Origin of the sequence: Paenibacillus sp. FSL H7-0940, assembly GCF_037979415.1 — a bacterium.
Lineage (GTDB): Bacteria > Bacillota > Bacilli > Paenibacillales > Paenibacillaceae > Paenibacillus > Paenibacillus amylolyticus.
Map to the genome: position 1 here is coordinate 5,957,333 of NZ_CP150280.1, position 14,562 is coordinate 5,971,894.

General features: G+C 49.1%; 12 protein-coding genes. 9 read left to right on the forward strand and 3 right to left on the reverse strand.

Translation table 11 applies throughout. The features are described 5' to 3' along the window. Positions 1-64 precede the first annotated feature (64 nt). The 6 genes from MHB71_RS26300 to MHB71_RS26325 all read left to right on the forward strand — a co-directional run bounded on the left by MHB71_RS26300 (position 65) and on the right by MHB71_RS26325 (position 8,925). On the forward strand, positions 65-1,660 hold the full coding sequence (locus MHB71_RS26300) for an extracellular solute-binding protein (protein WP_340028087.1): 1,596 nt from the start codon (positions 65-67) through the stop codon (positions 1,658-1,660). A gap of 39 nt (positions 1,661-1,699) precedes the next feature. After that, on the forward strand, positions 1,700-2,677 hold the full coding sequence (locus MHB71_RS26305) for a LacI family DNA-binding transcriptional regulator (protein ID WP_340028088.1): 978 nt from the start codon (positions 1,700-1,702) through the stop codon (positions 2,675-2,677). A 26-nt stretch (positions 2,678-2,703) separates the two neighbouring features. Beyond that, entirely contained in the window at positions 2,704-3,816 is a 1,113-nt protein-coding gene (locus MHB71_RS26310; protein WP_340028089.1) for a glycoside hydrolase family 88 protein, read from the forward strand. Further along, positions 3,813-4,877 (forward strand): pectinesterase family protein, encoded by a 1,065-nt coding sequence (locus MHB71_RS26315; RefSeq protein WP_340028090.1) that lies wholly within the window; start codon positions 3,813-3,815, stop codon positions 4,875-4,877. Before MHB71_RS26310 ends, MHB71_RS26315 begins: the two co-directional genes overlap by 4 nt. Before the next feature lie 435 nt (positions 4,878-5,312). Beyond that, positions 5,313-6,824, forward strand: coding sequence for a glycosyl hydrolase family 18 protein (locus MHB71_RS26320; RefSeq protein WP_340030226.1), 1,512 nt, complete (start codon positions 5,313-5,315; stop codon positions 6,822-6,824). A 1-nt stretch (position 6,825) separates the two neighbouring features. After that, positions 6,826-8,925 (forward strand): glycosyl hydrolase family 18 protein, encoded by a 2,100-nt coding sequence (locus tag MHB71_RS26325; protein ID WP_340028091.1) that lies wholly within the window; start codon positions 6,826-6,828, stop codon positions 8,923-8,925. 154 nt (positions 8,926-9,079) lie between these two features. On the opposite strand, the gene MHB71_RS26330 is transcribed toward MHB71_RS26325, so the two are convergent. Then, positions 9,080-9,937: an aldo/keto reductase gene (locus MHB71_RS26330; RefSeq protein ID WP_340028092.1), complete on the reverse strand. Its 858-nt coding sequence runs from the start codon at positions 9,935-9,937 to the stop codon at positions 9,080-9,082. A 196-nt stretch (positions 9,938-10,133) separates the two neighbouring features. Further along, a complete protein-coding gene (locus MHB71_RS26335; protein ID WP_340028093.1) occupies positions 10,134-11,348 on the reverse strand; it encodes an MFS transporter in 1,215 nt (404 codons plus the stop codon). A 164-nt stretch (positions 11,349-11,512) separates the two neighbouring features. Between MHB71_RS26335 and MHB71_RS26340 the strand changes: the two genes are divergently transcribed. From MHB71_RS26340 to MHB71_RS26350, 3 genes are all read left to right on the forward strand, one after another. Continuing rightward, the gene (locus tag MHB71_RS26340; RefSeq protein WP_017691613.1) at positions 11,513-11,908 is read left to right on the forward strand and encodes a winged helix-turn-helix transcriptional regulator; all 396 of its coding nucleotides are present in this window, start codon (positions 11,513-11,515) and stop codon (positions 11,906-11,908) included. After that, positions 11,905-12,582 carry a TIGR00266 family protein gene (locus MHB71_RS26345; RefSeq protein WP_017691614.1) on the forward strand — a complete coding sequence of 226 codons (678 nt, stop codon included), beginning with the start codon at positions 11,905-11,907 and terminating at the stop codon, positions 12,580-12,582. Before MHB71_RS26340 ends, MHB71_RS26345 begins: the two co-directional genes overlap by 4 nt. Before the next feature lie 132 nt (positions 12,583-12,714). Beyond that, a complete protein-coding gene (locus tag MHB71_RS26350) occupies positions 12,715-13,176 on the forward strand; it encodes a MarR family transcriptional regulator (RefSeq protein ID WP_036612197.1) in 462 nt (153 codons plus the stop codon). Positions 13,177-13,320: 144 nt separating this feature from the next. On the opposite strand, the gene MHB71_RS26355 is transcribed toward MHB71_RS26350, so the two are convergent. Further along, positions 13,321-14,295 (reverse strand): aldo/keto reductase, encoded by a 975-nt coding sequence (locus MHB71_RS26355; RefSeq protein ID WP_338709014.1) that lies wholly within the window; start codon positions 14,293-14,295, stop codon positions 13,321-13,323. Between the last annotated feature and the right edge of the window lie 267 nt (positions 14,296-14,562).

Here is a 14,562-nt window from a genome sequence, read left to right on the forward strand (position 1 = left end):
ACTTACTTAAGTGTCATGTCATTCAAGGGAGTTCAAAATGGTTCATACCAAGGAGGAATGATGGATGAGATTTAAAGGGGCAGGAAGAAAAAGTGTAATCGCAGCGATACTGGCAATCAGCCTGGCGGGATGTAGCGGCGGAACAGGGGCGGGAACGGATGCGGGGAGCACCCCGTCCAGTTCGGAGCCAGCCTTCAATTATACCGGAGCAGGGCCGGTGACGGATCAACCGGATGCCAAGTTGTCTATTCTCGGCACCAACGCTTGGACGACCAATGTGGACTTGTCCACCGCAGCCATCGTTAAGAAAATTGAGAGCAACGCCGGTGTGACGGTGGATTGGGATCTGATTCCGCCGCAGAACTATGCGGATGCCGTAAATCCGAGGCTAGCTGCTGGTACCGGCTTGCCCGATATCGTGTACCTGCCGGATCAGGATCAGCTGATGAAGTACATTAACAGCGGTCTATTCATTCCGATTAATGAACTGGTAGAGAAGTACGGCGTGAATCTCAAAAAAATATATGAAAAGTCGCCTTCGGTCAAAGCCAGTTTAACAGCGCCAGATGGTAAAATGTATTATATCCCGCAGCAGACGTTAACCCGCAACTACATGCCAGTATTTATGGTCAATGTGCGCTGGCTTGATAAGCTGGGATTAAGCGAGCCGACCACGCTGGATGAATTCACGGCGATGCTGCGTAAGTTCAAGACAGACGACCCGAACGGCAACGGAAAAGCCGATGAGATTCCGCTGTCCATGGAAGCAAAATTTGTGTCCATGGCATTTGGCCCGGCATTTGGACTTGATCTGTCCAACCAGTTCTATGCAGACGATCAGGGCAAAGTACATTTCAGCTATTATGAGCCTACCTATAAGGAGTACTTGACCTATCTGAACGGACTGTACAAGGAAGGTCTGCTTGGGGTGGATTATGCGAGTACCACGAGTGATCAGGTCACGTCGCGCATCTCTCAGGATGTGACGGGAGCAACGTTTAATTTTAGCTGGTATATGTCGATGGTCTACAGTCCGTTGTTCAAGGATTACAATCCGGAAGAGCCAATCATCAAAGGCATTTTACCACTGAAAGGACCGCACGGGGATCAGTTCTATGTAGGACGTACACCAGTGAGTGGCATCTTTGGCATTACACGTGATAGTAAAAATCCCGAACTTGCTTTCCGTTTCCTGGACTATGCCGTAAGTGAGGAAGCACAGACGTATTATACGTGGGGCATCAAGGATGACACGTATACAGAAGAGAACGGTGTAAAGACATTTACGGATAAAGGCAAGGACAATGAATACATCCAGAAGCTTGGCATTGGTCCGGTGAATCTGCCGAACATCCAATCCACCGATTCTGCTGATTCCGTCGTAGCCCCTTGGCATGCGAAGATGGATAAAGAACTGGAGCCGTATGTGCGCGAACCGTTCCCGTTTGTCTATGCCCTGCCGGATGAAGCGAGTGTGGAAAGCATGGCGATGCCTGACATCACGACATATGTGGAAGAGATGAACTTTAAGTTTATTAGCGGGGACGCCAGTCTGGACCAGTTTGACAGTTATATTGAGACGTTGAAGAAGATGAATATAGAGCAGGTTATTGCGGGCAGACAGGCACAATATGATCGTTATAAATCTGCACAGAAATAAGAAATAGGGCTTCAGGCGTATGAGAGGTGTTGATTGATTTTGATAACCATTAAAGACATTGCTAAACTGGCGGGGGTGAGCTATAGCACGGTATCAAAGGCGCTGAATGATGATCCCCGAATCAAACCGGCAACAAAGCAGAAGGTGCTTGCAGTCGCAGAGAAACATCAATATCGGAAAAACATGCTGGCTCGGCAGCTTTCCACGGGCAGAAGCAATATCATCGGTTTTGTGTTGGATGAGCTAAGCAATCCGTTATTCTCTAACATCTCCGGCCGTCTGCACACCGAGCTGAAGAAACGGGGATATCAGATGATCCTGGTTGTGGCGGATGATGGCGTGGATGTCTTCAGCCAGCTGCGTGTGGACGGCTGCATTCTGTGGGACTATGCATTGGACAATCGGGAGATGTTCTGGAAAAAGTTCGCAACACTCAACATGCCATGTTTTGTGCTGGGTACTGATGAAGCGCCGAACTCTCCTTACATCAAGATTGATCGCAAAGAAGGGCTGTTCAAAGCAGTGGAGCATCTGAAATCGCTGGGCCACAGCCGAATCGGATTCATCGGCAACTCCCAGAATATTAAACTGGAGGGATACCGGGAAGCGTTGCAGCGTACGGGTCTGGATTTTAACGAAGACCATGTGCTGCCAGCGTATTCCTCCTGGGAAGACGGGTATTTTGCCATACGTAATCATGCGTTTGGGGCGGATTCGCCGACAGCATTTATTGGACTGAACAACTTGGTCACCCGAGGGGCACTCCGGGCTTTACTTGAGGCAGGTTACAGTGTTCCACGCGATATCTCGTTAATTGGGTATGATGATCTGCCGGATATGCAATATGCGGAAGTGGCCTTGACTACAATTGGCCCGCCTCTGGATGAACTGGCCGTGCAGGCAGCAGAGCTGATTGTATCGTTAATCCGTGATGAACAGGTCGATGTTCCGGTAGTCATTCAGCCTAAGCTGAACCTTCGCAATTCAACAGCCGTTAGTCATACATGTATTAGGTGAGTACAACATTCAAGGAGGAATTGCTTATGCAGGTACAGACACAGTTATCCTGGTCTGAGCGAATTGCAGCAACGATCATCCAGCAATGTGACGGGGACGGTTATCATGCGTTCCCTTCGGGACGATGGGCGTACGTGGAAGGCATGACCTTGATGGCAATGGCACTAACCGGGCAGTATTATGGCAAACAAGAGTATGTTGATTTTATGAAAAAACATATGGACCTGTATATCCAGCCGGATGGCTCTATTGGCACCTATACTTTGGAAGAATATAATCTGGATCAGATTAATCAAGGGAAAAACCTGTTTGAATTACTGGATGGTGCTGAAGATCAGCGTTACGCAGAAGCAGCTCATCTCCTGGCAGCACAGCTCGCAGGGCAACCCCGCACGTCGGAGGGCGGCTTCTGGCACAAAAAAATCTATCCATTCCAGATGTGGCTGGACGGCCTGTATATGTCCTCTCCCTTTTTGTCCGAGTATGCGAAGACATTTCATCGTCCCGAGTTATGGGATGAAGTTGCACATCAGATTCTGCTGATCGAACGCCAGACCCGTGATCCGCGGACCGGGCTGCTCTATCATGGCTGGGATGAATCGAAGGAGCAGGTCTGGGCAGATTCATCGACAGGGTGCTCACCACACTTCTGGAGCCGGGCGATGGGCTGGTATGCCATGGCGATTGTAGACAGCGTGGAGCATTTCCCCGTGAATCATCCAAAGCGCGGAACCATCATCGGCATCTTCGAACGGATGTGTCATGCTTTGGTACGCGTGCAGGAGCAGGAAAGCGGGTTATGGTTTCAGGTGCTGGATCAGGGCTTCCGCAAAGGCAACTATTTGGAAGCTTCCGGATCAAGCATGTTTGTATATGCACTTGCGAAGGGTGTGCGACTAAGGTATCTGGAGCCGCATTTCAGAGCTGCGGCGGAGAAGGGATGGCAGGGACTGTCCTCCAGATTGGTGGAGGAGACGGCTGACGGCGTTCGGTTAAACGGGATCTGTCATGGCGCAGGACTAAGCCTGGATCGGGATGGCTCGTACAACTACTATGTAACCGAAGCGGTTGTAAGCGATTCCTTTATGGGTGTGGCTCCGCTTCTGCTGGCAGCACTGGAAATGGAGCGACTGCCATGACGCAGCAGAGATTGCCAAATACAGCATTGGAATCATCAGCTCCCTGTCTGACTGTTGCTTCAGATGGGACAGGGGATTATGTGACGATTCAGGCCGCAGTTGATGCGCTGCCGGAGAATGGCATCGGAATCGTTCCAATTCGAGTGAAGGCTGGTGTCTATCATGAGAAGCTGCATATGGAGAAGCCGGGCATCCACCTGATTGGTGAGGGGGCGGAGCAGACGATCATTACGTATGATGATCATGCACTCAAGAAGTTTCCGGACGGGTCGCCATATCATACGTTTCATTCCTATACGGCTTTCATTGGTGCCGATGATTTCACGGCAGAGGGGATTTCCTTCGTAAATGCTGCCGGGCCGGGCAAGCAGGTTGGTCAGGCCCTGGCCGTTTATGTGGATGGAGACCGGGCGGTCTTTCGCCGCTGTCGTTTGATCGGTCACCAGGATACGATCTTCACCGGCCCGCTGCCGGAGCAGCCCATGGATCGCAGTTATTTTGGTGGGCCACGCGATGGTGCCGAGCGGCGCAAACTGCGGCAGTATTTCGAGGACTGTTACATCGAAGGTGATATCGATTTTATTTTTGGTTCGGCTACGGTGGTGTTTAAAGGCTGCGAGATCTTTACGAAGAATCGCTTGACTGAAGCGGAGGCTGCAGATGGACAAGTGAACGGTTGGATTACCGCAGCCTCTACGCCGGAGGATGTGCGTTACGGCTATGTGTTTCTGGACTGTGATCTGACCAGCAATGCTCCGCCGCAGTCGGTGTATCTGGGTAGACCGTGGCGTCATCATGCCAAAGTCTGTTTTCTGAATTGCTGGATCGGCGCTCATGTGAAGCGGGAGGGATGGCACAACTGGAACAAGACAGATGCAGAGCAGACCGTTCAGTATGCGGAATACAACAGCGCCGGGCCCGGTGCCGGATGTGCTGCTGATCGTGTGCCTTGGGCCAAAATACTGACCGAACAGGAAGCGGCCGAGTACACTGTACCTCTGATTCTGTCCGGCGTGGATGGATGGCAGCCTTTTGAAGGGAGAGGGGAGCAGCGGCAGTAAGATACGCCCTCTTCTCTGCGCAATATCTAACACAGGTTTTCTTTCAAGTCTCCTAAGGAGTTGAAAGAAAACCTTTTTTGTGCGCTATATTACATTTTTCGCCCCCCATAGAACTATTTTATCCCTTATCTCTTTTGCATTTTACTGATTAAATACAGGGTGAGGATCTGTAAATTCCCTGTAAAATTTGGATGGTGTCTGCAAAAAAAGAACACGAGAGGGAAGGTCCATTTTGGTAAGGGAAGGGAGTGAAGTGACACGCAACATCAGATGGCTGAATGGGGCTGGCTCTAATCGATCACAGATCAGATGCAGGTGGACAATTGAAGTTTTGTTTGCAAGGTGAACGTATCCTTAGTACAGGAGGGATTTTGCTTGAATCAAGCTGTTCGATTCCGCCCGGTCATTACATTTGCTTTGGCATTTCTTCTTCTTATTTCGTGGTTTTCACCGAGAGCCGATGCCGCCGCCCAGTGGCAGGCAGGCACCGCATACAAGAAAGGAGACCTCGTAACATATCAAAATAAAGATTATGAGTGTATTCAGGCACACACAGCTTTGACCGGATGGGAGCCCTCTGTTGTGCCCGCGTTGTGGAAATACGTCGGGGAAGGTTCGGGAGGGGAAACGCCGACGCCAGATACGGCACCACCTTCTGTTCCAGCGGGTCTGACTTCATCCTCCATCACGAACACCTCCGTGAGTCTTTCCTGGAATGCATCCACGGATAATGTGGGCGTAGCGGGGTATGAGGTGTACCGGAACGGCGTTCTTGTGACAAGTACTTCAACTACAACGGCTGTAGTCACGGGACTGACAGCCAGCACGACTTATGCTTTTATGGTAAAAGCCAAAGATGCCGCAGGCAATATATCCGCTGCGAGTACCTCCCTCAGTGTGACAACTTCCAATGGAACATCCAATCCGGGGCCAACCGGCGGCAAATGGCTGATTGGCTACTGGCATAACTTCGACAATGGTTCAACCAATATCAGACTTCGTAACGTATCAACAGCCTATGACGTTATTAATGTCTCCTTTGCCGAACCGATTTCACATGGCAGCGGAACACTTGCTTTTACTCCATACAATGCAACGGTAGCCGAATTCAAATCCGATATTGCCTATCTGCAAAGCCAGGGGAAAAAAGTACTTCTTTCCATGGGGGGAGCCAACGGTACCATTGAGCTCACCGATGCGACCAAGAGACAGCAGTTCGAAGATTCGTTAAAATCAATCATTTCCACGTATGGTTTCAATGGTCTGGATATCGATCTGGAAGGAAGTTCCCTGTCTCTGAATGCAGGGGATACCGATTTCCGTAGTCCAACTACACCGAAAATTGTTAACCTCATCCAAGGTGTGAAAGCGGTTAAGTCACAATTCGGCGCCAATTTCATCCTGACGGCTGCGCCGGAGACGGCCTATGTACAGGGTGGATATCTGAGCTACGGCGGCCCTTGGGGAGCTTACCTGCCAGTCATCCATGCCTTGCGTAATGACCTGACCCTGCTTCATGTGCAGCACTATAACACGGGTTCCATGGTGGGGCTGGATGGGCGCTCTTACGCTCAAGGAACAGCTGATTTCCATGTGGCTATGGCGGAGATGTTGCTTCAAGGCTTTCATGTAGGCGGTAGCACAGGCCCTTTCTTTAGCCCCTTGCGACCGGACCAGATTGCCATCGGTGTACCGGCTTCCCAGCAGGCTGCGGGAGGTGGTTATACAACGCCAGCCGAGCTGCAAAAGGCACTGAATTACCTAATCAAAGGTGTGTCATACGGCGGTTCCTATACCTTGCTCCAGCCTGCGGGCTATGCGGGGATAAAAGGGATTATGACCTGGTCAATCAACTGGGACGCATATACAAATAACCAGTTTTCGAGCGCACATCGTCCGTTCCTGAACGGGCTGAGTACGCAAACGACAAAGGAGGTTGTGTATTAAGATGATACATTTAAATAAACACACTGCTTTCAAGAAAACCGCAAAGTTTCTCCTGGGTCTATCCCTGCTCTTATCCGTCATTATTCCTTCTTTTGTGCTCCAACCCGCTACGGCAGCAGCTGCAGATTCTTATAAAATTGTTGGTTACTACCCGTCCTGGGCTGCGTATGGGAGAAACTATAATGTAACGGACATCGACCCAACCAAAGTCACGCATATCAACTATGCGTTTGCCGATATTTGCTGGAACGGTATTCATGGAAATCCGGACCCTTCGGGCCCTAACCCGGTGACCTGGACGTGTCAGAATGAGAAGAGCCAGACAATCAATGTACCGAATGGAACGATTGTGCTTGGCGATCCATGGATCGATACCGGAAAGACATTTGCAGGGGATACGTGGGATCAGCCCATTGCAGGCAATATCAATCAGCTTAACAAGCTGAAACAGATCAATCCTAATCTTAAGACAATCATCTCCGTGGGAGGATGGACATGGTCCAACCGCTTCTCTGATGTAGCTGCGACTGCTGCAACGCGAGAGGTATTTGCAAACTCTGCCGTCGACTTCCTGCGGAAATACAATTTTGACGGGGTAGATCTGGACTGGGAGTACCCGGTATCAGGCGGACTTGATGGTAACAGCAAACGTCCTGAGGATAAGCAAAATTACACGCTGCTTCTGAGCAAAATCCGTGAGAAGCTGGATGCTGCCGGAGCTGTGGACGGCAAGAAGTATCTGCTTACGATTGCAAGCGGTGCATCGACGACCTATGCTGCGAATACTGAGCTTGCCAATATAGCTGCCATCGTCGACTGGATTAATATTATGACATACGATTTTAACGGGGCCTGGCAAAAAGTCAGCGCGCATAACGCGCCGTTGAACTATGACCCTGCGGCTTCGGCTGCTGGGGTGCCGGATGCCAATACATTTAATGTGGCTGCTGGAGCACAAGGGCATTTGAATGCAGGCGTACCAGCCGCTAAACTTGTGCTTGGTGTTCCGTTCTATGGCCGCGGCTGGGATGGATGCGCACAGACGGGAAATGGCCAGTATCAGACCTGTGCGGGAGGTTCTTCCGTTGGAACATGGGAAGCAGGCTCCTTTGATTTTTATGATCTGGAGACCAACTACATTAACAAAAACGGGTACACGCGTTACTGGAATGACACGGCCAAGGTGCCATATCTCTATAATGCGACCAATAAGCGATTTATTAGTTATGACGATGCGGAGTCTATTGGATATAAAACGGCTTATATCAAAAGCAAAGGACTCGGCGGAGCGATGTTCTGGGAACTTAGCGGTGACCGGAACAAAACACTTCAAAATAAACTGAAAGCCGATCTGCCTACCGGAGGTACAGTGCCTCCAGCAGATACGACGGCGCCAAGCGTACCCGGTAATGCCCGTTCGACAGGCTTGACGGCAAACTCGGTTACACTGGCTTGGAATGCTTCAACAGATAATGTGGGTGTTACCGGTTATAACGTCTACAATGGTGCCAATCTTGTGACCTCCGTCAACGGGACGACCGCAACAATCAGCGGACTGTCAGCGGGTACATCCTATAGCTTTACGGTAAAAGCAAAGGATGCGGCAGGTAATCTGTCTGCAGCCAGTAATGCTGTAACTGTAAGCACGACAGCTCAGCCGGGTGGAGATACGCAGGCGCCAACTGCGCCAACGAACCTCGCATCAACCGCGCAAACAACATCCAGTATAACGCTGAGCTGGGCGGCATCCACGGATAACGTGGGTGTAACGGGTTATGATGTGTACAATGGAGCGGCTCTGGCGACATCCGTGACCGGAACGACAGCAACGATCAGCGGGCTTGCAGCGGATACCTCGTATACATTTACGGTAAAAGCAAAGGATGCGGCGGGGAATGGTTCTGCTGCGAGCAATGCGGTGACTGTGAAAACGGCAGCAGGAACGACAAATCCGGGCGTTTCCGCCTGGCAGGCGAATACAGCCTATACTGTAGGACAGCTGGTCACCTATAGCGGTAAGACGTATAAATGTTTGCAATCCCACACATCCTTGTCTGGGTGGGAACCATCCAATGTCCCTGCATTGTGGCAGGTTCAATAGTTAAAAAATGGATTACAACATTTTGAATTGAAACGTGCAGTGTTAGCGAGGCTTGGTTATAGGGAAGAGAACATAACGAAAAAACACCGGATACTGGTCCGGTGTTTTTTCGTTATGTTATGTCAAACCAATCAGGCTCCAAAAAGGTTATTCATTAGAAATCGAAGTTGTCCGGATCAGGTCCAACGCGTACATCTTCGTTCAGAGCACTGATCAGATCCATCTCTTCATTTGAAAGTTCAAAGTCGAAGATGGAGGAATTCTCGATAATCCGGTTTTCCTTGGTGGACTTCGGAATAGTAATGACTCCATTTTGCAGATCCCAACGCAGGATTACTTGTGCAACCGATTTGCCTTTGTCTGAAGCAATCGCCGTGAGCACTGGGTTGTCCAACAGCTGACCTTGCATCAGAGGCGACCAAGCTTCAAGCTGGATACCATGCTTCTCACAGAAAGCCTTAAGCTCAACCTGAGTCAGGCGAGGGTGGTATTCCACCTGATTGACCATCGGTTTCACTTTGGCATCCTGCATCAGGTCTTCGAGATGATGAATCTGGAAGTTGCTTACACCAATAGCTTTAATGCGACCAGCCGCGTACAGTTCCTCGATTGCTTTCCAGGCTGCTTTGTATTTGCCTGCCTTAGGCCAGTGAATCAGATACAGGTCCAGGTATTCCAGTCCCAGTTTGTTCAAGGTTGTATCAAAAGCCGCAAGTGTCTCTTCATATCCGAGGTCTGCATTCCATACTTTAGATGTAACAAACAGTTCTTCGCGTTTCAGGTTGTTTTCTTGCAAAGCTTCTGCAATCGCTTGACCAACACCGGCTTCATTGCCGTATATTGCAGCAGTATCAATGCTGCGGTATCCATGTTTAATCGCACTTTTCACGGCTTCAATCAGTTCAGATCCTTCTTCTACCTTAAATACCCCAAGTCCGAACCAAGGCATAGAAACACCATTATGCAGAGTTACTGTGGATTGTAAATGTTGTGCGGTTTGAGCTGTTGTCATGAGATTTCCTCCTTAAAGTGTGTAAAAATCAGTCATATTAAGCTGAATTTTTGTTGTTTTATCATACAAAATTAAATCATAGTAGATCAAATTGGGTTCAACGTATTATAGTATAATAAAATACCATATGAAACCGGTTCCCCTCGAAGGCTGGAACTGATATATATAAGAGTGAGACCCATGGTCGGAATGGAAATTAGAACGAAGCTTTCTCCATTTCGACTGATGCATGTTGATCTTTGCTTTCCAGCATTTTAGCCCATGCGGTCAGGATTACAGCTACGAGAACCATCAAGGCTCCGACCCATGTCGTGTGAATCAAACCGATGGAATCATTGATCACTCCACCCAAATAGGCACCTATAGCGATCCCTGCATTAAATGCGGCGATGTTAAAGGCTGAGGCTACATCCTTGGCCTGTGGTGCATATCGTTCAGCCAAGGTTACAACGTACATCTGAAGACCAGGCACATTCATGAAAGCGAGCAGGCCCATACCCATAATGGTGAGCAGTGCTGCCAACTTAAACGGGACGGTGAAGTACATCACGCCGAGAATGATGGTCTGAATGATGAACATGTAGAAGAGCGCCTTGAGCGGGTTGCGATTGGCTGCTCTGCCACCGATGATGTTGCCAATAGCGATGGCTATTCCGTACAACAACAGAATGAACGCTACTGTTTTCTCGGAATAACCGCTAATATCATGCAACAACGGGGACAGATACGTAAAGACAACAAATGTTCCTCCGTACCCAACAGCAGTGATGGCAAAAGCAATCAGCAAGCGTCCACCTGTAACGAGCTTCAGCTGATCCCGAAATGCCGTCCGTGTTCCTCGCTTCAACGTGGATGGCACGAGTATCAGGTTCCCGATCATTGCAACGATGCCAACCACAACAATCAGGATAAAGGCAGCGCGCCAGCCCCAATGTTGGCCGATGAGTGTACCGAGAGGTACACCGGTTACTGTGGCAATGGTAAGACCAGAGAACATGATGGCAATAGCACTCGCCCTACGGTTGGCAGGCACCAGATCGGCTGCAATCGTGGAGCCAATGGACATGAACACCCCGTGTGCCAGAGCGGACACTACTCGTGCAATGAGTAACATGGTGATGCCCGTCGATAGTGCAGCCATCGTGTTACCCGCAATGAAGACAATCATGATGGCAAGCAATAGCGTTTTGCGTGATATGGTAGACGTCAGTGAGGTCAGAACAGGAGCCCCAAAGGTAACGCCTAATGCATATAAAGTAACGGTCAGTCCCGCTGTAGTTACGGAAATGCCCAGGTCATCTGCAATGAGGGGCAGTAGCCCAACGCTGATAAACTCTGTGGTACCGATCGCGAATGCACTAATGGCCAGCGCAAGCAATGCCCATGTGCTGCGTTTTGAATCTTGTAACATTTCTTGCTCAACTCCCCAGAATGTAGATTTACGTACCGGCAAATGCTATTATGAGTTATTCGGTATAGATTGAATAGTACGTACTTTTTAGTACCCTACGTACTTTTTGGTGCCTATACAGCATGCGACGGATGTAATTCAATTCATCAGGGAGGAAGGAAGTTATGGTTAGAAAAAAATATAACATCTCGGTTGAAGCTACCCTAGAGGTGATCGGTGGCAAGTGGAAATGCGTCATTCTCTGTCATCTGACACATGGGAAAAGACGAACCAGTGATCTCAAGCGTATTATGCCCGCAATTACACAAAAAATGTTAACACAGCAACTGAGAGAGCTTGAAAACGACGGAATCGTAAACCGCATCGTATATAATCAGGTCCCTCCCAAAGTAGAATACGAATTGAGTGATTACGGGAGAAGTCTTGAACCGATTCTCAATGCGCTCTGTAATTGGGGAGATCAACATATTGTGAAGGAATACGGAGACAAATCAGCAGTTCTGGAAGATAATGGACTCAATGATTTTAACTCTGACAATAGGGAGCTGGTGCAACCGTGAACTATGAGATTTTATATGATGGTGCTTTTGCGATGCTCAAGGTACATTTGCAGCGGGGAGAGCGGTTCAAGGCCGAAAGTGGTGCGATGGTATCTATGACTCCTACGGTTGAACTGAAGGGTTCAGCAGAAGGCGGGATGTTTGCCGGGTTCGGTCGGATGCTGAGCGGGGAGAAGTTTTTCTTTCAGGAACTGACGGCTGCGGGCGGATCGGCAGAGATTCTGCTCTCACCTTCAAGCATGGGCGATGTAGAAGCTGTTGAATTGGACGGTTCCTATTCACTCTATGTGCAGAAAGACGGATTTCTGGCAGGAACCGAGGGCATTCAGGTGAATACCAAAATGCAAAACCTGAAAAAAGGTCTCTTTTCGGGAGAAGGTTTCTTCATTATTGAGATCAGCGGACGTGGAACTGTATTTCTGTCTTCCTATGGTGCCATCCATGCGATTAATCTGGCAGCAGGTGAAGAAATGATCGTGGATAACGCCCATTTGGTGGCATGGCCTCATTATGTAGATTACCGTATTGAGAAAGCTTCACAGGGCTGGTTATCCAGTGTAACAAGTGGAGAAGGACTGGTATGTAGGTTCCGGGGAGAAGGAACTATTCTTATACAGAGCCGCAATCCGCAAGGATTCGGACAATGGGTGAAGCAGTTTATCCCTGCGCGCTAATTTTTTTTAAGAAAGAACACACAGAGTTGCAACGGATATGTTTCCATCATCGTTATATGAATAATGGATTTACTTCATTGACTGACGGGTATATATTCTGTTGCATAAGGTCGCACATCATGGAGGTATGAGATGACAAGCTCACGGTATAAAAACGCACAAGAAAGTCCGGGATATCTGTTATGGCAGGTTACAGCCATGTGGCAAAAGGAAGTACGCAGGGTGCTGGAGCCCCTCGAACTGACACAACCTCAATTTGTATTATTGCACGCCTGTTTATGGCTCAATGAACACGATGAGGAAGGCAAGGGAGTGACTCAGGTTCAAATTGCTCAGTTTGCCAAGGTGGATGTTAACGTGACTTCTCAGGTTCTACGTGCGCTTGAAAAAAGGGGATTAATTACCCGCGCTCGTCATCAGACAGATACGCGTGCCAATATTATCACAACAACGGAAGAAGGAACCCGATTGGCTGTGGAGGGAATCCATCTGGTCGAGGAATCGGACAAGGCATTTTTCGAAACTTTGGATGAACGTAAGGGAGAGTATTTGGAGATCATGCAGGAGTTTCTTCGCCAAAAAACAGAGAGTTGATCCGTAATATATCTTTTTTTAATGTATTAAACTACAGAATGTAGTGGAACTGGAAAATTTTCTGATTATTAATATTTGTAACACCTCTGTAAAATACAAATAGACCTCCTGACTTCATCTTGTCGGGAGGTCTATTTGGGTTGCTCAATCGATTCGATAGGACGCAAACGGCTCGCGGCGACGGAAAGAGTCACTAATCTGGTCCAGATCGGCCAACAGCTCATCGGGCAGTGACATGTCCAGACTAGCCAGATTATGTTCCAGCTGTTCGGTGCGTGTAGCGCCCACAATCACTGTGCATACAGCTGGACGTGTCAGTAGCCATGCGAGTGACAGCACACTCGGGGAGCAGCCATATGAGGCAGCTTTAGCACTCACTTGTTCACTCAGTTGGATATTATGCTCCAGCAGGAAACGGTTGAAGGACGGATCGGTGTCTGCTCTGGAACCAGAAGGCACACGGGTCTGTCCGTTATATTTACCGGTCAGAATACCACCTGCCAGCGGGAAGTACGGGATAATGCCTACACCCTGATCGAGACACATCGGCACTAGTTCAAGCTCGGGTGTACGGTCTGCCAGGGAGTAGCTGGTTTGGGTGGAGATGTAGCGCACATAACCTTTCTGTTCACTGATGCCCAGAGCTTTCATCAGCTCCCAAGCTGCGTAGTTGGAGGCTCCGATGTAACGGACTTTGCCGGAAGTGACCATATCATCCAGTGTGCGCAGTGTCTCATCCAGCGGTGTATGCGGATCAAAAGTGTGGATCTGGTACAGATCGACATAATCCGTTTGCAGACGCCGCAGGCTATGTTCCAGCTCTTGTTGCAGATGGTAGCGGGAGGAACCCCGCCCATGAGGACCATCATGCCGGGGTAATCCGGCCTTGGTAGCAAGCACCGCGTTTTCACGTCGACCTGTGAGAGCCTGTCCAATGATGCGTTCCGATTCCGTGCCTGCGTAGATATTGGCGGTATCGATAAAGTTGATGCCCTGATCCATCGCTGCATGAATAATGCGGGTAGAAGCTGCTTCATCCGCGCGTTTGCCAAACGCATTGGTGCCGAGCCCCAGTGCCGACACACGCAAACCACTATTGCCCAAACGTCGATACTCCATCATTCATCGCTCCTTCTCTATTCGTTTTGTAGAGGTAGTTCAAAAAGTCCACTTTTGATTACGAATGATGCCTGGCGGCATCATCAGCATCGAATATGAAATTCAGCCGAATAAGCATATGCTTACGAAGTATGTTTCCTTCGGAAACATTTTAGTTGCTCACGTAGTTTTCCCTACGCTCCGCTACTCCATTTCTAGCTTCATTCCATCTTCTTGGTACTGAAAACCAAACTTCTTGAACACGTATTTGTATAGCAGATTATAACG

Excerpts from the sequence above, each read along its gene's own strand:
- MHB71_RS26315 (WP_340028090.1), top strand. The coding sequence starts at position 3,813 with ATGACGCAGCAGAGATTGCCAAATACAGCATTGGAATCATCAGCTCCC.
- MHB71_RS26335 (WP_340028093.1), bottom strand. The coding sequence starts at position 11,348 with ATGTTACAAGATTCAAAACGCAGCACATGGGCATTGCTTGCGCTGGCC.
- MHB71_RS26340 (WP_017691613.1), top strand. The coding sequence starts at position 11,513 with ATGGTTAGAAAAAAATATAACATCTCGGTTGAAGCTACCCTAGAGGTG.
- MHB71_RS26310 (WP_340028089.1), top strand. The coding sequence starts at position 2,704 with ATGCAGGTACAGACACAGTTATCCTGGTCTGAGCGAATTGCAGCAACG.
- MHB71_RS26300 (WP_340028087.1), top strand. The coding sequence starts at position 65 with ATGAGATTTAAAGGGGCAGGAAGAAAAAGTGTAATCGCAGCGATACTG.
- MHB71_RS26325 (WP_340028091.1), top strand. The coding sequence starts at position 6,826 with ATGATACATTTAAATAAACACACTGCTTTCAAGAAAACCGCAAAGTTT.
- MHB71_RS26355 (WP_338709014.1), bottom strand. The coding sequence starts at position 14,295 with ATGGAGTATCGACGTTTGGGCAATAGTGGTTTGCGTGTGTCGGCACTG.
- MHB71_RS26330 (WP_340028092.1), bottom strand. The coding sequence starts at position 9,937 with ATGACAACAGCTCAAACCGCACAACATTTACAATCCACAGTAACTCTG.
- MHB71_RS26350 (WP_036612197.1), top strand. The coding sequence starts at position 12,715 with ATGACAAGCTCACGGTATAAAAACGCACAAGAAAGTCCGGGATATCTG.